16 protein-coding genes and 1 CRISPR repeat array are annotated in these 20,448 nt (G+C 40.8%); of the genes, 9 read left to right on the top strand and 7 right to left on the bottom strand.

Annotation, left to right across the window (positions count from 1 at the left end; all coding sequences use genetic code 11):
- Nucleotides 1-67: 67 nt before the first annotated feature.
- Entirely contained in the window at nt 68-1,852 is a 1,785-nt protein-coding gene (locus V7K67_RS12275) for a tetratricopeptide repeat protein (RefSeq protein ID WP_335166731.1), read from the bottom strand.
- On the bottom strand, nt 1,842-3,134 hold the full coding sequence (locus V7K67_RS12270; RefSeq protein WP_334731605.1) for an ATP-binding protein: 1,293 nt from the start codon (nt 3,132-3,134) through the stop codon (nt 1,842-1,844). Before V7K67_RS12270 ends, V7K67_RS12275 begins: the two co-directional genes overlap by 11 nt.
- Before the next feature lie 422 nt (nt 3,135-3,556).
- Here V7K67_RS12270 and V7K67_RS12265 point away from each other — a divergent pair, with 422 nt between their 5' ends.
- From V7K67_RS12265 to V7K67_RS12255, 3 genes are all read left to right on the top strand, one after another.
- Nucleotides 3,557-3,799, top strand: coding sequence for a hypothetical protein (locus V7K67_RS12265; protein ID WP_334731606.1), 243 nt, complete (start codon nt 3,557-3,559; stop codon nt 3,797-3,799).
- A 255-nt stretch (nt 3,800-4,054) separates the two neighbouring features.
- Nucleotides 4,055-5,377, top strand: coding sequence for a hypothetical protein (locus V7K67_RS12260; RefSeq protein WP_334731607.1), 1,323 nt, complete (start codon nt 4,055-4,057; stop codon nt 5,375-5,377).
- A gap of 852 nt (nt 5,378-6,229) precedes the next feature.
- Nucleotides 6,230-6,790 (top strand): ABC transporter permease, encoded by a 561-nt coding sequence (locus V7K67_RS12255; protein WP_334711716.1) that lies wholly within the window; start codon nt 6,230-6,232, stop codon nt 6,788-6,790.
- A gap of 3 nt (nt 6,791-6,793) precedes the next feature.
- On the opposite strand, the gene V7K67_RS12250 is transcribed toward V7K67_RS12255, so the two are convergent.
- The 4 genes from V7K67_RS12250 to V7K67_RS12235 form a co-directional block, all read right to left on the bottom strand.
- Nucleotides 6,794-8,197 (bottom strand): collagen-like protein, encoded by a 1,404-nt coding sequence (locus V7K67_RS12250; protein WP_335166729.1) that lies wholly within the window; start codon nt 8,195-8,197, stop codon nt 6,794-6,796.
- Between the two features lie 157 nt (nt 8,198-8,354).
- Nucleotides 8,355-9,377 (bottom strand): NADP-dependent oxidoreductase, encoded by a 1,023-nt coding sequence (locus V7K67_RS12245; protein WP_334731609.1) that lies wholly within the window; start codon nt 9,375-9,377, stop codon nt 8,355-8,357.
- Between the two features lie 650 nt (nt 9,378-10,027).
- Nucleotides 10,028-10,462, bottom strand: a complete 435-nt coding sequence (locus tag V7K67_RS12240; RefSeq protein ID WP_335166727.1) for a VOC family protein — start codon at nt 10,460-10,462, stop codon at nt 10,028-10,030.
- Nucleotides 10,463-10,629: 167 nt separating this feature from the next.
- The gene (locus tag V7K67_RS12235; RefSeq protein WP_334711712.1) at nt 10,630-10,845 is read right to left on the bottom strand and encodes a hypothetical protein; all 216 of its coding nucleotides are present in this window, start codon (nt 10,843-10,845) and stop codon (nt 10,630-10,632) included.
- Nucleotides 10,846-10,994: 149 nt separating this feature from the next.
- Between V7K67_RS12235 and V7K67_RS12230 the strand changes: the two genes are divergently transcribed.
- From V7K67_RS12230 to ssuD, 3 genes are all read left to right on the top strand, one after another.
- The gene (locus V7K67_RS12230; RefSeq protein ID WP_334731611.1) at nt 10,995-11,777 is read left to right on the top strand and encodes a dienelactone hydrolase family protein; all 783 of its coding nucleotides are present in this window, start codon (nt 10,995-10,997) and stop codon (nt 11,775-11,777) included.
- Between the two features lie 229 nt (nt 11,778-12,006).
- On the top strand, nt 12,007-13,053 hold the full coding sequence (locus tag V7K67_RS12225) for a sulfonate ABC transporter substrate-binding protein (RefSeq protein ID WP_335166725.1): 1,047 nt from the start codon (nt 12,007-12,009) through the stop codon (nt 13,051-13,053).
- Nucleotides 13,054-13,070: 17 nt separating this feature from the next.
- The gene (gene ssuD, locus V7K67_RS12220) at nt 13,071-14,228 is read left to right on the top strand and encodes an FMNH2-dependent alkanesulfonate monooxygenase (RefSeq protein ID WP_334729365.1); all 1,158 of its coding nucleotides are present in this window, start codon (nt 13,071-13,073) and stop codon (nt 14,226-14,228) included.
- 299 nt (nt 14,229-14,527) lie between these two features.
- Nucleotides 14,528-16,518: a CRISPR direct-repeat array (repeat unit 37 nt; unit sequence GTTTCAATCCCTAATAGGGATTTAGGTTAATTGCAAT).
- Nucleotides 16,519-16,819: 301 nt separating this feature from the next.
- Here ssuD and ald read toward each other — a convergent pair.
- Nucleotides 16,820-17,911: an alanine dehydrogenase gene (gene ald / locus V7K67_RS12215; protein ID WP_334729364.1), complete on the bottom strand. Its 1,092-nt coding sequence runs from the start codon at nt 17,909-17,911 to the stop codon at nt 16,820-16,822.
- Nucleotides 17,912-18,332: 421 nt separating this feature from the next.
- Between ald and V7K67_RS12210 the strand changes: the two genes are divergently transcribed.
- From V7K67_RS12210 to V7K67_RS12200, 3 genes are all read left to right on the top strand, one after another.
- Nucleotides 18,333-18,503, top strand: a complete 171-nt coding sequence (locus V7K67_RS12210) for a chlorophyll a/b-binding protein (protein WP_322678521.1) — start codon at nt 18,333-18,335, stop codon at nt 18,501-18,503.
- Between the two features lie 494 nt (nt 18,504-18,997).
- Nucleotides 18,998-19,294 carry a hypothetical protein gene (locus V7K67_RS12205; protein ID WP_334708679.1) on the top strand — a complete coding sequence of 99 codons (297 nt, stop codon included), beginning with the start codon at nt 18,998-19,000 and terminating at the stop codon, nt 19,292-19,294.
- 137 nt (nt 19,295-19,431) lie between these two features.
- Nucleotides 19,432-20,439 carry a WD40 repeat domain-containing protein gene (locus V7K67_RS12200; RefSeq protein ID WP_442943818.1) on the top strand — a complete coding sequence of 336 codons (1,008 nt, stop codon included), beginning with the start codon at nt 19,432-19,434 and terminating at the stop codon, nt 20,437-20,439.
- The last annotated feature ends 9 nt before the right edge of the window (nt 20,440-20,448 follow it).

Here is a 20,448-nt window from a genome sequence, read left to right as displayed (position 1 = left end):
TTATTTCTTGCGCTATGTATTCTGCGTAACTTGATGAATTCATGCGATCGCACTTTCTACAACACGGTTATTTTATGCGATCGCACTCTCCATTATTCTGCATTGCTGCGGCAAGTTTTTCTAAATTTTGACGAACAGTGATACTACGGAGATGATTTACACCCCAGACTCGCTCACAAATATCTAAAGCTTGCAAATAAAGGGGTTTAGCTTCGCTGTAACGTTGTGTGGCACGATAGATTTCTGCTAAATTGTTGAGACTTTCGGCAACATTGGGATGATTTTCTCCCAATAGGTGCTTATCAAGTTCTAAGGCTTTTATACATAAGAGTTCCGCCTCATTGTAGCGCCCTTGTTCTCTGTACATATAACCAAGAGCATAGATAGTATCTGCTAAAAGCGGATGCGCCTTTTGCAATAAACGCTGCTTGAGTTCTAATGATTGCAAAAACACTGATTCAGCTTGCTCATAGCGTCCTTGAGCGCGGTATATTAAACCTAAATTGTGCAAATCTGTTGCAACATCAGGATTCTCTTCTCCCAAAAATCGCTTATCTAATTCTATTGCTTGTTGCGACAACGGTTCAGCTTCACTGTAACGTCCTTGATGATAATAAAGTAGCGCTAAATTATTCAGTATGAGAGCGAAAGAAGGATGATTTTCGCCCAGCAAACGTTTTTCAAGTTCTAATGATTGCAGATATAGAGGTTCTGCTTCGTCATAACGTCCTTGTTCATCATATAGTAATGCCAAATTGTTCAGACTAGCGACAACATCAGCATGGTTTTCTCCTAACAGGCGTTTCCTAAGTTCTAAAGCTTGTTGATATAAAAGTTCCGCTTTATTATATTGTCCAGTAGATTTGTAGAGTCCTGCCAAATTATTTAGGCTAGTCGCAAAAGAAGGATGGTTGTCTCCTAGCAGGCGTTTTCTCAGTTCTAAAGCTTGTTTATATAAGGGTTCGGCTTCGCTGTAGTTTCCGATTGCACGATATATTCCTGCTAAATTGTTGAGGCTAGTGGCTAAGTCTATCTGCAAACCTAATTCATTTTGTAACTCACTCGCCTGACGCCAATATTTAATTGCTAATTCCTGTTCTTCTTGGTAATATTGAGATTCACCCCGCTCTAATCTGCTGCGGTAAATATCACCCAATCTTGAATATAAAGTAGCCAACGTAGGATCTTTAGTTCCCTGTTCTTGTTCGACTTTCTCAATTAGCCTTTGTAAATCTTGGATGGGTAAGAAAAAGTGATTAGTTTCATTAGTATCTGTACTGACTAATTCTGTGTCTCTAAAAACAAAGCGGATATTTTCTAGTTCTTTACCAGGAATAGCATTGGTCTTTTTAGATTCAAACCGGAATACACCGTTGCGCCAACTCCAAAAATCGGGAGCTTTTTTAATCAAGCTAACTAAAATTTGGTTAGTTACCCAAAGCACGATCGCAAAAGGAAATTCGCGCAATCCTTCCCTTGTCCACTGTAAGTAACCAAAAAATTTCTCCTGTTCTGATTGCTCTTTTCCCAACCTGAGAAAATAAAGTTGTTCAGCACCCGTCACAGTGATTACCGTCGGATTCTGCTGACGGAGATATTCTTCTTGTTGTACCAGTTGGTTAAGAGCAGCTTTGAGGCTTGGTTCCTGACGTGCTAAAGTTACTCGATATGGACGGAAGGCGGGTTGTAGTTCGGCCTCATATTGGGAAATAATCTCATCACGAAAGCTAGCATCATCGCAAACCGCAATCAGCAAATTTAGTCCCCGCTTTTGAGCTTCAATAGAAACAATTAAATCATCATACGCATCTTGATTTTCTCCCTCATCATCTAATAATTCCTCATTTAACATTAATAGCTCCCTGTCTTCTCAAGCTTTCGATAATAATTGGATGAACATCATACCAAGTTTCATCAGTGCGATATTCTAGAACATATAGCCCGTGTAGCAAATCTAAAAACTCTGCTTGTTTGGGGTCATTGGGCATAAATTGTTCATAAACACTCTGCAAAATATCTATATCAACCTTTCCTAAACGGATAGAAAAATCATTGCGAATTTTATTGATTGCTTGCAGGAGAATTTTATCATCAATGATAACTTCTGCTGAGGGATTTCGCCGGATCATCCGTAAACAAATGCGGCAACATTCTTTAGAAATCCGAATTAACTCTCGCAATACGCCACCACTGTAAATCACAATTTTTTCAGCAGTTTCGGGCGTGATTAATTCACTGGAAATCCGCTTTTGTAAAACTTCACCGAGAATCTTTGTTGCTTCTGGGCGGGGTTGGGCATTAGGGAAGCGATTCTTACCTTTATCAAATATTTTTAAGACAGGCATTGCTACAACTTGATCGTTGGTTTCAGTGGTAATTATTGTGCTGATAAATGTTTCCCGAAGTACTGCGATGGGGATAGTGTAGATAATTTGAAAGTTAGGTTGACAAAGAGCTTTAATGTTATCTCGATAGATTTCGTTAACTCTACCTAAGTCCAGTTTATCTAAATCATCAATAATTACTAAAACATTTTGTTTAGTTGCAGCTTGAATTAGAGCCGCAATTTCATTAATTCTGGCAACTAAATCTGATAACTTGCGTTCAAACTCTTGCTTAATTTCATCTCGAACGCTTGCATCAGCTTTTAATTTAGAGCTAATCAATTTTAAGAGGTCAAAACCTATACTAGCTTCTGCTTGCAAATTTAATTCTTCAGTACGAGTGCGGGTAGCAAACCACTTATAAAGAGCTTCTTTCGTAGATTGCGGAATATCAACTTTGCGTGCTTCTGCCTCTGTCATTAAATTAACTGCGATCGCAAACAGTATATTAATATGATTAACAGCCGACATTTCAATTTTGTCAGCAATAGAAAACAGAACTACAAAATATTTATCTTGAATTTGTCTGCTAAACTCAGCTAACAAAGTAGACTTACCACATCCCCGATGTCCTGTAAAGACAATTTTGCCATCTCCATTAGGACTATCTTCCACTAATTGGTTCAGGTCTGCAATTAAATCATCACCATATTCGACTCTAAATCTTTCCATTTCGTTCTGTTCCATCAACGGAAATAGTTCGAGATTGCTGTATGCTTCTTGAAAGGAGTTTAATAAGTCTTGAGACATTGGATAGTGCCGGGAACGTGCTAACTATCCATATAATGGCTCATGATTTTTGAAGTAGAAATTCAGGTAATTACAGCTTTACTAACTCCGTTAATAAATGAGTACTAGGTGATACTGTCTTATGTTTTCAAAGAAGATACTTTATCTTCCACAATCTCAACCGAGAAACAAGTAATAGAGGTGAATATAAATTAGACTGAATGATAGATTATACATTCGACAAATATAAATAAATAATAGATTATACATTTAAAATAGTGAAAGTTACCTAACAAATCAATAAAATAAAATTTTTAGCCTGCTTTGCTTCTGTATCCTTTTGCTATCCATAAGAGAGTAAAATCCAGTAATTCCTACGATGTGCTATAACATTTCCGTTATATCGCAAGGTGTAAGGGCAATTCATGTAGACGCGAACGCAAGTGCGTCTCCAAGAGTTGCGGCTTCCCGCAGGGTATTGCCCCTATGGATGCAATACAGTTCAGATAGAGCAACAAAACCCTGATGTAGAGACGCGATTTATCGCGTCTTCTCTAGACCAATTATCTACACCAATAACCCTTAACCCAAGGGTATTGGGTTATAAAGACAAGCAAATATACCAGGCGATTAGAAATCGCGGCTACACAAACTTTCGTCCGCCTACGCGGACTCAAAGAATTTGAAACCCACGGAGGTGGGTTTTGTTTGTATAGCCAAGCCAGTGCGGTCTTCTCCCAAAGGGAGAGGCTAGCGCCAAGGGGGTTTCCCCCATGAGCAACTAGCGCGCGAATTCCATTCGCCAGGGCAGGCGTGTTTTTACACTCATTGAGATGCTCCCGATAAGTTGCACATCGCATGACAAGTTTTTTAATATACAGAATCACTCAAGTATGGTTACACTACCGACATAGTAATCACTGTTGGTGGAATAGCGAGCGATGTATAAAAACGCTAAAAAATTTACTGCTATTTTTCTATTGGTTTTTCTGTTGATTGTTTCTATCAACTTTGCAGTAATTGCTCAAGATAGTTCAGATGTCCCTGTTGTGGATTTTGCATCGCCTCAAGTCTGTTCAGTGCCTCCTAATCTTAAAACTCAACAAGTTATTGCTGACAACGATCGCAGCCAAGTTACAATGGGCGATCGCATCAGGATAAGAGTTGAAGGATTAGCAGCAGCAACCAGAAATGCAACGGCTAAAAATCCATTTGATCCTCGTCAATTAGTGTTGTACCTAGATGGCTATGAACTAGAGCATGTCCACGGAGAACCAGTCACCGTCATGGTTCCGGATAAAGATAAAAGCAAAATTGTTGATGATAATTGGTTAGCCTTTCTCCTGAAACGTACCAACTCATCTCAAGCTGCATGGAATACGCTTCTTGGTCAAGGAAGCAGATACAGTATTAACGTGATCGCGGGAGTAGGCTGTCCCAAGAAACTGGCGATTCCGGTGAGCAATCCTCTATCACCTCCTAAATTAAAAATAGTTCTGTTATCGTGGCGATTTTGGCTGTGTCTGATTTTGCTTCTGGCTATTGCATTAATATTCATTAGGTATTGCCGAAACACCCTTCGTAGCCCTGGAATAGAAGGAGCTTACTCTAAAAAAGAAGTAATCGATGGCGAGGAACTGTTAATCCCACAAAAGCTTGAAGTTCAAAAGGAAACTCGGAAGAGCCGAATTGCTCAGTTTTTTCTTGGTAGAAAAAAGTTGAACAAAAACCCGTTCAGTCTCTCGATATCTCAACTTGCTTTTTGGACGTTTCTAATTTTTGGTTCTTACTTGATTATCTACGGCATAACAGGGGATTATGCTAACATTTTAACTCGGCAATCACTAATTTTATTAGGAATTAACTCTGTAACTGCATTTGGTACTTCCTTAATTGATGGGCAGGGTAATGAAGAAAATAGAAAAGGTAGTCAAGGCATTTCTGAAGGTTTTTTCACTGATATATTATCGGATATCAATGGAATAAACTTTCATCGGTTTCAAACATTTATTTGGACAGTTGCGATCGGACTATTCTTTGTTTTGGAGGTGATTAAAAATCTGGCAATGCCGGAATTTGATGATACACTTCTGACATTGCAAGGAATCAGTGCTGCAACATATCTTGGACTTAGAGGGCAAGAGCAGCATGGTATGACTAAAGATCCAGAATCTCCATCGAAAGAAGATAAGTTATGTGAACCACCCCTTTTAACCAAACAAGACAATCCACCAGTAAGCGATCCATCGATTCCTCCTAACTAAATCTTAGAGGTTGCTTGAAAAGTGATTGGCTGTGATTTTAGGCACTTATTTATCCCTCCTAATACCATTTTTTTGTGAAGCTGCATATAATTCACCCCCGATGCCTTGGGAGGACTACAGGGGGGTATTATTGTATCTTCATACAGAATTGGTATAAGTAAGTCGGTGCTAATATTTCCAGCTATGTTAAGGAATTTTAATGTCGGGTGTATTGTCGCCAAGCGCCGCACCGTCAACAATCTCAGGTGCGTTGCTATAAGGCATAACACACCCGACAGCTAATTTATATTTCTTCATATACATTGAATTTTTCTCACCGACTTACTTAATACCATTTCACTTTAAGGTTGATACCGTTCAGTTAGTCTCAAAAACCTTCAGTTGTCTAGGTTGGGTTGAGGAACGTAGACCCAACATTTCTAGGGCTTGGTTGGGTGGCATTTTGCTTCACCAAACCTACAATTTTTCTTAACTGAACCATATTGCGCTATATTCTGTATTGCTAGTAACAAAATTAGCTATTTATTTAGGATTAAAAATTGTAGATATTCATACTTAGTGTAATCATCAAGCAAGTAAATTCTGGAAATTGTATTGAATTTACTAATCAGGATTTGCTTTTCTGATAAAGTTTAGTAAAGCCAAACTTTACCTCTTCTTTGTACTACTCCTCGCAAATCGTAATCATACCTAGTTTTTGAATTAGTCCTTAATAAGGAGAAGATATAAAAAATCTTGTAGCAATCAAAAATCAGTGTGTGTAATTAAATACACTTTTTTATCTGCTGTTTTGTGTTGATGCCGCAGTATTTCCCAAATGTTTTCTATGAGAACTGAGGCAGAGAAAATAATATGTTTTTAGACATTTTAGCTAGCCTACAACGGTTATTTGTCGGTTACATTCCAGCCGCTGTATTGGGTAGTTTCATCGGATATTTAATCGGTATGAATAGCATGATTTATCAGCTATTTAGGCTGATATTTCAGATACCGCATAGTATTCCTCCTATAGCTTTGCTACCTATTGCCTTAATAGCGTTTCAAGAGAGTGACTCGGCTGCTATTATAGTAGTTTTTCTAGGAACTCTCTGGACGATGATCATTAATATGGCAATAGGTATGCGGCATTTTCAGAGACAGAATAATAACTTTCGAGTAGCTATTTTTCATATATTTCATGCCTTGAAAGTTAGCATTTGGGTAGCCTGGTTTATAGTTATCGCCACAGAAATGTTAACAGGCCCAAAAGGACTTGGCTTTACTCTTTGGGAAGCTTATAAAGCTGGCAATACTGATTATATAATTCAGGTAATCATCTACATCGGGATTATTGGTTTTTTGCTGGATCAGTTACTAGATTTCGCAGCCTATATTCTCTCGCAAATGGTTTCAGACGGGAAAAAATCTTCTTGAACTTTATTTAGGCTTGCGGATTGCACCTTGCCAGCTAATAGTTTGCTTGGCAGAACGTATTCCCAATGAACGAGTTGCTATAACTTCAATATCAACATTGACACCAGGGCGTAAAGCTTCGTCAGGAATTTTCAGCTTGCCCAAAGCTAGAGTAAAACGATTGTAGTCACGAGTCACAAGTTCGTTAGGAATATCCCCTTCGTATTCAGTTTTGTAGCCAGAAAAACCGTGTAAGCTATCCTGGGAGCGGAATTTCACGCGAAACTGAGTATTAATAGCATCAGACTTGGCTGCCAAATCCACTATTTTTAAGTTAAGGTTTTGTCCAGCATCGGCAAATTCTGCCACAGCTAACCGGGTGACATCTTTTTTGGGAATGGCATGGTTAACGGTAAATGTTGTTAAGTTAGCCTCACTCTTGCTACTACCCTCAACCCATAATTCCTCAGAAAAAGTAATTTCTACTTGTTTGTTATCAGTTAAATTCAGTGTTACAGCTTGATTCTCAAAGCTGTTGATGGGCTGTCTTTCTTGCCAAACTATTTGAAAAGCCTCTTCTAGTCGTTGTTCAAACTCTCGATAATCATCAGCGATCGCAGCACCAGGCGCAAGTAGAGAAGCTGCCCCTATGCGTTGATTCCACTTGTTCTTCGAGAGGTTGAACTGTTTGTTTACCAGTTGCGAAATTGCTAGCTGCACAGTTGGATTATCAACTGCCAAAGCTTCCTTGCTATTGACAATACTCAAAGTTCCTAAGCGTCCTTGGCTACCATCGCTACCATCACTGCCATCTCGCCCATCGCTACCGTCACTACATCGATAAACCTTTTCAGTACACTTGTAATCAGGGCTACCAGGAGTTCCCTGACATGTTTTCACTTCCCAACTGCGTCTGTGACAGTTACAACCCTGCGTACCATTACCACCTCGACCGCCACGCCCGCCTTTTCCACCAGTTGCCCTAATGGAAATGTTTCGTAAATCTGCCAAGTTGCTGTAATAGACTGTTAGGGAACCACCATTTCCCCCATTTCCTCCTTTACCACCGTTGCCGCCATTACCACCATTTGGGGCGTTTATATCGTGGCTGACGCGTTCGCGTTGGGAACCACAATCAGGTTGATCGCCATGTTCTCCGTCTTCCCCGTCTTCACCATCTTTACCCGGCAAATCAAGATTTACAGGTGAACCATTGACAAAAATGTTTTGGTTTTCACCGCTGCTACCATCTCTACCCGATCGCCCATCGGTTCCTGTGCGTCCGTCTCTGCGATAATTTCTGGCTACTTTATAGTATTCGTCAGAGGCAACGGCTGGACATAAAACTGAACCAGAGGCAGGCAAAAAGCTAGTAAATAAGCAGAATGTCAGCAGTAGTGGCAGCTTACTCCTAAAACCATTGTGCATCTAGTTACACCTAAAACTTTAGTTGGATTATCTACTCCTGACGCTGATTTCCAACAATTTGCTCCCCTTTATTCATTGGTATGCCAAAATTTTCGCCCGTCTGGAAATAATTTGAGAGATTCAGATCCCCGACTTCTTCAAGAAGTCGGGGATCTTTTTAAGCTGTTGTTGGGTCATCATTGACCTTAACAATCAACTTGCCAAAATTATCACCTCGAAGTAAACCGATGAATGCAGTAGGAGCCTTCTCTAAACCATCAGCTACATCTTCTTTATACTTGAGTTGACCAGACTGTAACCACCCAGAAACATCATGTAAAAAATCATTAAACCGATGTTGGTAATCACGAACTAAAAAACCTTTAATCAAGGCTCGCTTGACTAGCAGTGGTCTTAAATTAGGCCCTGGTGGAGTAGATGTAGCGTTATACTCCGAAATCAAACCTACTAGTGGAATTCTGGCCCCAAGGTTGATCTGCTGCAACACAGCTTCTAAAATTACACCTGCGGTATTGTCATAGTAAACATCAATGCCATTAGGAGCAGCTTCTTTGAGGGCTGAATCAAGTTCTTGAGTTTTGCGATTAATGCCAACATCAAAACCTAATTCTTTGACTATATAATCACGCTTATCGTCACTCCCAACAATTCCTACTACTCGCGCACCTTTGATTTTGGCAATTTGACCTACTACCGCACCGACAGCGCCAGAAGCAGCTGAAACCACAACAGTTTCACCTTCTTTCGGTTGACCGATATCAAGCAGAGCAGCATAAGCAGTCAGACCAGGCATACCCAGTACACCTAAACTATAGGATAAAGGTGCCTGAGTGGGATCAAGTTTACGCAGTGTATCACCCTTAGATAGAGCATAAGTTTGCCAACCGTTACTGTTAAGAACAAAATCCCCTACTTGAAATTGAGGATGATTTGATTTAATTACTTGGCTGACTGTACCACCAATGATAACTGAACCCAACTCTACTGGTGCAGCATAAGACTTGCCTGCACTAATACTACCGCGCACATAAGGGTCAAGAGATAGATAAATGGTGCGACTAAGAATTTCGCCTTCACCCGGTTCGGGAGTTGGTGTTTCTACTAGAGCAAAATCATTCTCTTTTGGTTCGCCAACTGGACGACTTTTAAGGATGATTTGTTTGTTAATTAAATCAGACATAAGTTATTTTCCTCTAAATTAATCTCACCATTTATGAGTATACAGATGTGTACGCTCATTCCGAAAATACTTCTATCTTTAGTGTGAAACTTACAAAAATATATGATTTAATTCACAATTCATGATTAAGTTTTGCAATGGGGATTTTAGAGGTTGTTTGAAAAGTCTAATTTATTACTAGCCCTGGCGATTAGAAATCGCGGCTACACGAGACTTGAAAACTTAATTTTGTGTTAGTCCGCGGAGGCGGACAATGCTAGTGTAGTAGCGAATTATATTCGCCCAAAACTTTTCAAACATCCTCTTAACCCTACCGCAAAACTTATCGCTTGTTAGCCCGACTTTATCCATTTTTATCAAAACAGAATTCAGGAGTCAGGAGCCAGAATTCAGCAATGTTTTTTGTGCGACTGGCGGATGAATCAAGGGGTTTAAGACCCCCACTAAATCGAAGATTTAGTGGTCTTCAATCAGTGGCGGGTCTGAATCCCCCACTGATTGATTCTGACTCCTGAATTCAGAATAGCTGAATTCTTCTTCAACGCGACGCGATCGCTATCGTTGAAACCTTTATGGGACAGTATTTGCCAAAAAGCTAGGGTTTTTGCCGGATAAATAAAACCAAGTTCTTAATTTTGGATAAAGTCGAGCTAAGACAATGTTACTGAATGTATTTCTAATAGCAACTCCTCTGTTTGTAGCTGTCCAAAAGTATTCTTGATAAACTCTGCAATTTCTATACGATTCCCACCGGGATCGCGGAGGAAAAATCTTACGCATCCTGGTAGTGGTCGTTGATCGGGAATAATTTCTACCCCATGTCTTTTTAGGTGTTCTTCAAAGGCGTTCAAGTTATCGACTTGAAAACAATGATGTCGTCTAGATGCTTGGTTATTGGTATTTTTCTCTGTACTAATGTGTAGTTCAATATCTCCCAATTTATACCAGGCTCCTGAATCGTTTTTAATTACTTCAGGTCTGGGAATTTCAGTCAATCCCAAAACTTTGCTGTAGAAAAACAGCATTGCATCCTCCACCTCTTGAGGATAAGTTACCTGAATATGATGAACTGCATTAAGCTTCATAAATTTTTCTCCGAGTTTGGGTTAAATTTGGTAACGCTACAATCACCTTTTGTAGTATTACTGGCGTATTTCTAAAGTTTTTCTGTTCCAACTCACCAAAAGCTTATGTGACCGAACAAGGCAAAAGTAAAAGGTTAAAAGGCACTCATAAAGAAAAATCAAAATGGTCACAATAGCCAACCGCGATGTCCGTCATATCCCGCCATGATAGTACCTACAATTACAGAGCTAATCTCAGCAACGAAAAACAACTCAGGCTGTACAGCAAGCTTCTGACTGATTACCAATTTTGGGCTGCTATGCGATGGGTTATTAGGAAACACCTCATCCCATAGCGCACTGACTGATTCAGCATCAGATTCTTGGTACGGTCTTATATTCATCTACATCTAAATCAAATGACTTGCCTTTGGACATTGTTTGTGAAATACTACTCTTAAAACTACGGGAAATCGGTATTATTTAAGTAGTATCCTAGAAAGTTTACCATAAAACATTTCGTCCTTAAAGCAATTAAAGGCTAATCCCTAAGATGACAAACACAGAAATTCGCACCGCTCAAGTTAAAGTTCCTAACGGAGATTTGCAGATTGATGCTTACTTAGCTGAACCAGCCCAAAAGGGAACCTTCCCAGCCGTGATCGTGATTCAGGAAATTTTTGGGGTGAATATTCACATTCGGGAAGTTGCTGAGAAATTTGCCAAAGAGGGGTATGTGGCGATGTCTTCGACGGGCTTCGCCTACGCACCGACTTTATTTCAACGCACCGCCCCCGGTTTTGAGGGTGGATACACCCCTGAGGATGTCCAGCAAGGGAGAGGTTATAAGGAACAAACAACAGCAGAGGAAATATTGAGTGATATTAAAGCTGCGATCGCTTACTTAAGAACTCTACCAAATGTGCAAGGAGATGCGATCGGCTCCATTGGTTTCTGCTTTGGCGGCCACGTCGTTTATCTCGCTGCTACTTTACCAGATATTAAAGTTACAGCTTCTTTCTATGGTGGTGGTATTCCCAACTCAACTCCCGGCGGTGGAGAACCAACCATCACCCGCACTGCCGATATTAAAGGCCCCATTTACGCCTTCTTTGGCCTTGACGATCAGGGAATCCCCTTGGAACAAACAGAACAAATTGAGGCCGAATTGAAGAAACATCAAATTCCCCATGCCATCTTCCGCTATTCGGGAGCAGGACATGGCTTTTTCTGCAACCATCGCGCCAGCTACAATGCCGAAGCTGCTGCCGATGCTTGGAAAAACGTTCAAGAATTGTTCCAAAAGAACCTTCAGCTTCAAAAAGTGTCAACTTAACCCGAAACGGACGGTTAGAAACCGCGTCTACACAAACAAAAGCTACCGATCCTGGGTTTCAAAACCTTGATTTGACCTTAGTCCGCGGAGGCGGACAATGCCAGTGTAGCCGCGAATTCTATTCGCCAGGGCTATTCGCTAGAGGCGCACAAATGTGCGCCTCTACGATTGAAAATCGGCAAGTATTAACCAAATAGTCAAAACCAAATAAAAACAAAGTATCACATCCATGATTATCGCCTTCAAACAGCCACGGGTTAAGATTTTCCAACGTTTTTCACTATTCCTATTACCTGGGTTATTAACAATCTCAACAACCTTAATCAGTTGCTCAGTCCAAACCCCAAACTCAGAAAATCAAACCACTGGTTTGAAAGCCAAAGTTGTGCGGATGGGATATCAAAGTTCTGGGGATATCGTCAGACTGAAAGGATTGATTGAAAAACGTCTAAAGCCTTTAGGTGTTTCCGTGGAATGGGCACAGTTTGCCGCAGGGCCACAACTAATGGAAGCGATGAATGTTGGTAGGGTTGATATTGGTTCTGTCGGCGAAACTCCCCCAATTTTTGCCCAAGCGGCTGGTACATCTTTAGTCTATGTTGCTAGCAATAAACCTAGCACTGGTAAAGGCAGTGGAATTATTGTCCAAAACAATTCACCAATTCGCACTTTAGCCGACCTCAAAGGTAAAAAAGTCGTTTTTCAAAAGGGTTCTGCTTCACATTACTTATTGATCAAAGCTTTAGAAGAGGCTGGTTTGAAATATAGTGATATTCAAGCCATTAGCCTGCCTCCTTCAGAAGCCCGCGATGCTTTTATTCAAGGAAAAATTGATGCTTGGGTAACTTGGGACCCTTATTTAGCTGTGGCCCAAAAAAAGGCAAATGCTCGCGTTTTGCGAGATGCTAGTGGTATTGCTACTCAGGGCGGATATTACATGGCTGCACGAAAATTTGCCACAGAAAATCCGAAATTAGTGCGATTAGTTCTTGAGGAAATCGATAACACAGGTAAATGGGGTGAGCAAAACCGAGCAGAAGTTGTAAAACTGACTATTCCTCACCTCAAAATTGATGAAGATATTTTAACAACAATGGTTGAAAGGCGAACTTATGGGTTAAGACCAATTACGCCAGAAATCATGGAAAATCAACAGAAGATTGCAGATTTGTTTGCCAAAGAAAAAGTGATTCCTAAACCCATCAGTATTAAGGAAGCGATGCTGACTAGCGAACAATATGCAGCCATCACACCAGAAACCATCAGTCAGAAATAGCGTCAGGAGATAGGAATATGGAAGTTTTTTGGTATTTGCCGACACAGGGAGATGAACGTTATTTAGGTACTACAATTGGCAGACGAGCAGCCACTTATCCCTACATGCAGCAAATCGCCCAAGCTGTTGATAAATTGGGCTATGGTGGAATGTTGATTGGTACTGGACAAAAACAAGATACTTGGATTGTTGCGACTTCCTTAATTTCAGTTACAGAACGCTTGCGGTTTCTTGTCGCCTTTCGTCCGGCAATTATGTCGCCTTCATTAGCAGTCAGGATGGCTGCTACCTTTGACCAGATTTCTAACGGTCGAATTATTCTGAATGTGGTGACAGGTGGCGACACCAAAGAACTTGCTAAAGATGGAATTTTCTTAGATCACGATCAGCGTTATGAACTCACAGATGAGTTTTTGACAATTTGGCGATCGCTCATGCAAGGTGACGAAGTAACCTTTAATGGTCGTCATCTAAAAGTTAAAGGCGCTAAACTTCAATTTCCTCCCGTACAAAAGCCTTATCCCACCTTATATTTTGGTGGTTCTTCGGATGCCGCTATCCAAGTTGCTGCCAAACACATTGATGTATATTTAACTTGGGGTGAACCACCAGATCAAGTTGCTCAAAAAATTGCCAAGGTACGTCAATTAGCAGCAGAACAAGGTAGAACGGTACGTTTTGGAATTCGGATGCACGTTATAGTCCGCGAAACTACGCAACAAGCTTGGGATGCAGCTAATGAACTGATTCAGTATGTCGATGATGAAACCATAGCCGCTGCACATCAGCAGTTTGCTCAATCTGAATCAGAAGGACAACGCCGTATGGCTCAACTGCATAACGGCAATCGCCAAAACTTAGAAATTAGCCCCAACTTATGGGCAGGTGTTGGCTTAGTGCGTGGAGGTGCTGGTACTACCTTAGTCGGAGATCCAGACACAGTTGCAGCACGGATGCTGGAATATGCCGATTTAGGAATTGATACCTTCGTTTTCTCAGGTTATCCTCATCTCGAAGAAGCCTATCGAGTCGCAGAATTACTGTTTCCTCGCTTACCAGTGCAAACGCCAGCGTTGGCTACGCCCGCCGCAGGCATCACATTACCGCAGCAAGTTGCAAGTACATTCAGTGAATTTGTTACCAAAACAGATTTACTCAAACCCCAACCTGTGTGAAAGGGACTGGGGACTGGGGATTCGGGACTGGGAATTGGTATTGGTCGGAATGGCACTAAGAAAAGCGTAAATCCCTGCTATTCCTAGCTTTTGGGTGTGGGGTGTAGGGTGTAGGGTGTGGGGAATTAAGAAGATGTTGAACTCCTTGACGTACTGGCATTGAAATTGTCTGAAACACTACACCCTACACCCTACACCCTACCCCCAACACCCTGCCCTGGCGAGGTTTCACCTTTTCTTAGTGCCATTCGGTATTGGTCGCTTTCTGAACATTTGTTGTTAGCGTCCAGTTCTTCCCAATTTCAATCCCTAATAGGGATTTAGGTTAATTGCAATGCTAGTCTGCAAGGTGGCTCAAATCCTTGTACTGATGAGTGTTTCAATCCCTAATAGGGATTTAGGTTAATTGCAATTCGCCGTGTCCTGGCTGATAACTGCAATTTGCTTTTGGTTTCAATCCCTAATAGGGATTTAGGTTAATTGCAATTCGTGATTGCTGTTTTTTCAGTGATCGGATTTTCGTTTCAATCCCTAATAGGGATTTAGGTTAATTGCAATGCTAATTTATCCGCCAGTTGTTTTTGCTCAGTATCGTTTCAATCCCTAATAGGGATTTAGGTTAATTGCAATAATCCCATTTCCAAGCATCTTTTTGCGTTGAGTTTGTTTCAATCCCTAATAGGGATTTAGGTTAATTGCAATCCCTGATACTTCTCCAGCTTCGTTGGCTAGTCCTGTTTCAATCCCTAATAGGGATTTAGGTTAATTGCAATCGAAGAATTGATCTAGCCTTGGCTGCGGTTTTTCCGTGTTTCAATCCCTAATAGGGATTTAGGTTAATTGCAATCTGACGTATACTTATCCAAGCCTTCAGTATCCACAGTAGTTTCAATCCCTAATAGGGATTTAGGTTAATTGCAATTCTCTTATTCCTTTCGCTAGCATTCATTGCTAGTAACGTTTCAATCCCTAATAGGGATTTAGGTTAATTGCAATCCAACGCCTCTGGACAATTGATTACCGCAACCACCACAGGTTTCAATCCCTAATAGGGATTTAGGTTAATTGCAATGATTTCAGGCTCCTGCATACAAACCAGAGGAGGTTGGTTTCAATCCCTAATAGGGATTTAGGTTAATTGCAATTGGCGATCGCTGATACCAAAAAAGTAAATAAGTACGTTTCAATCCCTAATAGGGATTTAGGTTAATTGCAATTATATTTACCAGATAAAAGTTGAATATATACATTAGATGTTTCAATCCCTAATAGGGATTTAGGTTAATTGCAATGTAAATTTTACCAACTTCTCCATCGGAAATCTTGTTTCAATCCCTAATAGGGATTTAGGTTAATTGCAATGTGTGTAAGTTAAATTTCAAAATCATCGAGATTGTTTCAATCCCTAATAGGGATTTAGGTTAATTGCAATTGTACTCAAAATGGATATTGGTGAGTATGGCGAAGTTTCAATCCCTAATAGGGATTTAGGTTAATTGCAATGAAGAAAATATGACAGATGGCATTTTGACGGTATCTGGTTTCAATCCCTAATAGGGATTTAGGTTAATTGCAATTCAATACCCGATTGATTTCGCGCAAGCTGCAAAGTTTCAATCCCTAATAGGGATTTAGGTTAATTGCAATATGGGATATCCAAGCCAACGGAGATGTTGTTAGAGTTTCAATCCCTAATAGGGATTTAGGTTAATTGCAATGTTCGCGTTCAGTCGGTTTCCCGGTGCGATCGCACAGTTTCAATCCCTAATAGGGATTTAGGTTAATTGCAATAATAATGGATGACTATGGGGATTTCAACGTTGAAGCGTTTCAATCCCTAATAGGGATTTAGGTTAATTGCAATGCGGCTAAACGCCTGAAGGGCGTAGCCGTTACCGCTGTTTCAATCCCTAATAGGGATTTAGGTTAATTGCAATATATGTCTGTCTGAGTGCGCCACCTTTTGGCTGGGTTTCAATCCCTAATAGGGATTTAGGTTAATTGCAATACGCCGCCCACAGTTACCTGTCCAGATGCGTAGTTTCAATCCCTAATAGGGATTTAGGTTAATTGCAATGCTAAAATTTTAAGGTCTAGATGCACTGGTATTAGTTTCAATCCCTAATAGGGATTTAGGTTAATTGCAATCCAATACCTGGAGTATCAACACCATCGAAATTTGTTTCAATCCCTAATAGGGATTTAGGTTAATTGCAATACGGATGAATCATAATGCCTAGCATTGCAGATATAGTTTCAATCCCTAATAGGGATTTAGGTTAATTGCAATCGCTGGTGTCTGAAAGCACTGCTGTATTTGGTTTTCAAGGTTCGGTTGCGCGAATAAGAAAATCATAACACAAGGAATAGTCATAGCACAAGATGCAAATCGCTGAAACACAGTCCCTATAAGGTGCGCGGATGGTTTAAAGGTATGATTGCCCTCAAAGCCTTGTATAGATGGAGCGTACAGCCTTTTTTGCTCCTTCTCATTTTGTACACCTATCCATCCGCGCATAAGGCAAGGAAATTAGTCTAATTAGCGATCGCTACCACCATTAAAATAAGCGATCGCCTGACACTTGCACACCTTAATTTACTAAGTCAGGGAATACCTCTTGCACAGCCGGATGTACTAAGTGATGATTCTGCACATTCACACCCTTAGCTAATGCTGGGTTAACTTCCAGTGCCTTAATTCCCAAATTCGCCAACTGGACAACATAAGGTAATGTACTGTTATTAAGTGCCTGAGTTGCTGTCCAAGGTACTGCTCCTGGCATATTGGGAACGCCATAATGCACCACACCCTCTTCAACGTATACCGGATTTGTGTGGGATGTGGGGTGTAAGGTTTCTATACAACCACCTTGGTCAACGGCTACATCAACTATTACTGAACCAGGACGCATTTGTTTGACCAATTCACGAGATACTAGTATTGGCGCTCTACGTCCTAACACTAAAACTGCACCGACGAGCAAATCGGCTTCTTTGACTGCGGCTTCAATATGAGCAGAGTTGCTGTAAAGTAATTCGACTCTAGAGCCAAAAAGAGTTTCTAAATAAGATAAGCGTTCGACACTTACATCTAAAATCTGCACGATCGCACCCACGCCCACTGCAATTTTAGCTGCTTCTGTGCCGACAACACCGCCACCTAAAATTACGACTTTGCCCGGTTGCACTCCAGGGACACCGCCTAAAAGAACACCTCTACCACCTTGTTGGCGTTCTAAGAATCTGGCCCCAAATTGTACTGCTAGCCGACCGGCAATCACGCTCATGGGGGTGAGCAAGGGTAATCTGTTAGGGCCTGGTTGTTCTACAGTTTCGTAAGCGATCGCACAAGTGCCACAATCAATTAAATGCTCTGTCAACTTGCGATCGGCTGCTAAATGTAAATAAGTAAATAATATCTGCCCTTTCTGCAAAAAATTATACTCAGAGGTCAGTGGCTCTTTGACTTTAACAACTAATTCCCGATTCCAAGCCGTTTCTGATGTGGGGACAATTTCGGCTCCAGCACTTCTGTAGTCGTCATCGGAGAAACCAGCGCCATTACCTGCTTGTGTCTGCACAAAGATGCTATGACCATTTTCTCGCAGCACCCGCACACTAGAAGGACTTAACCCTACCCGAAACTCTTGATCTTTATTTTCCTTAGGAACACCAATTTCCATATATCGCCTCTGATAATTTTTTTTGTTTAACTGTAGCCTGCCAATTTCCAGCTTGCTACTTTCCTCTTGCTGCTGACCTATTACAGATAGCTGGATTAGAGATAATTAATCTGTGTTCTAAGTTTCTCAATTAAATCTGAGTAGCCGCAAACTCTTACCCTTGACTATTGCCCCAGTATTTATACAATATATAAAGAATAGTAACAATTTATTAAAAGAGCGATTGTATAGCTCCCGATTAGGAAGCTTTTGCTGAATTTCTCAAGTTATCTTGGCGTTCAAGCACTGCAATCGGTCTTATAAGCTACCAAGTGTAGGGTAAAAGAACAAGTCTATTCCTTTAACCTTTACCCCACTTTCCCCGACTTCTGCCAGAAGTCTGATATCAATTCCCGTTTGCCGAAAAAAGGTTTCTAAAAAAATGACACAAACACAACCAACGATTACACCTAAACTAGAAGAGCCTAAGTTTGGCTTTAACGAATATGCCGAACGCTTGAATGGTCGAGCAGCAATGATTGGCTTTGCTTTGATGCTGGTGATTGAATATACAAGTAATCAAGGGGTGCTATCATGGCTGGGTCTAAAGTAGTGCCATCAACAAGCACAATTTTGAAGTTGTAAGCTAGTAATCAAAAGAGTTTCAACCAGCTGGAACAACCAGTTGGTTTTGACTTCTATAAATTGATAGCGGAGTACTTCGCCCTAGATACTTTAATTAGACTTAGGAACGTGGATTAAATAAGATGCAAAACTTCATTCTGTCTCTAGCTTCTCTCTTCTTTATCAGGAGAGGGGTTGAGGGTGAGGTAAACCAAGGACATACATTGTATGTTATTTAACTCTTATTCCTTATTCATAAATAATTGCCCTAGAATGTAAGCAAGAGAGGAATCGAAATACCTATTTTTGATGGAAATATCATAAACTTGCAACTAGCTGATACAAGGCGATTAATGAGTAAACTTCCTCCCCTACTAAAGAAAATCATAAATTAGTGTCTGCCTTGGATGAGAAAGGCGAATTACGGGTGAGGTATTCTTGGTAAATATACACAAAAGGTGAACTGGAACCAACCAAGCTGTGATGAATGCTGTATTACCTCGTTTTTTGAAGTCAACCTACCGAAAAGAGCCACTAATCAGTGTATTGATGACGATGGGCGTTATGGATGCTCTGATTGGCGGATTGAATGATAGCTGGTCTTTGTTTGCTTTTGGTTTGGGAACGGCAGGGATAGCGCTAGGCTTTAAGTTGTGGCGTTTACAGCAGCGTCGTCCTTTACCAGAGGAACCTGTAGTGCAACATTATTTGCCCTCTCGTTCTTCTTCTAGTACGCCTTTACCAATGTTAAGCGTTTCTAAGAAAAAACCGCCTCTTTAAGAATTTGCAGAGTTATTACCAAATAACTCTGCAAAATTTGTTGGGTTTAACTGTATCTATAAAAGTGAGGAAAAAGAGTGAGTAGTGAGGGAAGAGGTGGCGGTAATTTTCTGCAACCGTATATTATCTTGGCATTTATGGCAGCTGTTGCTCTTCCAGTGACTATCTGGAAAGGATTTTACATTCATCAGGCTCATGCTGCCATTGAAGTAACGCCAAACTCCCAAGCTACTAACAGCTTTGCTAATGCCCAATTGCTTTACACACTTAGAGGACATAACGGAACTGTCAAATCCCTCGCTTTCAGTCCAGATAGCAGAATTCTTGTGAGTGGAGGTGCAGAAAACGAGGGTGTAATTCGTCTGTGGAATCCAACAAACGGCAAAAAGTTGGCGGATATTAACAAAGCACACAAAGCCGCCATAGAATCTTTAGTGATTTCGCCAGATGGTCAAACCCTCGCTAGCTGTAGTGATGACAATACAATTAACCTCTGGAGCCTGAAAAATTTTAGATTTAGCCGCTCTTTTGTTGGACATACCAGTAACGTATTATCTTTAGCGGTGTCTCCTGATAGTAAAATTCTCATCAGTGGAGCTTTGGATGGGATTCGTCTCTGGGATTTACTACAGCAGCGCCCTCTAGGGACTCTAGTAAGCTTTGATAATTTGATTTATACTCTGGCGATTAGTCCTGATGGCCAGACCTTAGCCAGTGGTGATAATAAGGGTGTAATCAAGCTGTGGAATTTGAGTACTGGTAAATTAATCCGTGAATCAGTAGCTCATTCTAATGCTGTTAGTGCCGTCATCTTTACACCAGATGGAGAAACATTAGTTAGTGCTAGCCGCGATCGCACCATAAAACAGTGGAATATTAATACTGGAGAATTAGTCCGCACCTTTACAGGACATAATAACTGGGTAAATGCGATCGCCATTAATCCCGATGGACAAACCCTTGCTAGTGCCGGCAGAGATGGAATTAAATTGTGGAATTTAACTACAGGGGAGTTAATAAATACCCTGATTGGACATAAAGACTGGGTAAGTGCGATCGCTTTTAGTCCCAATGGTAAAATCCTTGCCAGTGGTGGATTTGATCAACAAATCAAGATTTGGGGGATTCCAGCAAAACGTAATTGATATACTCCC

The sequence above is a fragment of the Nostoc sp. genome (assembly GCF_036917155.1).
Lineage (GTDB): Bacteria > Cyanobacteriota > Cyanobacteriia > Cyanobacteriales > Nostocaceae > Nostoc.
This window is presented reverse-complemented; position numbering and strand designations above follow the sequence as displayed.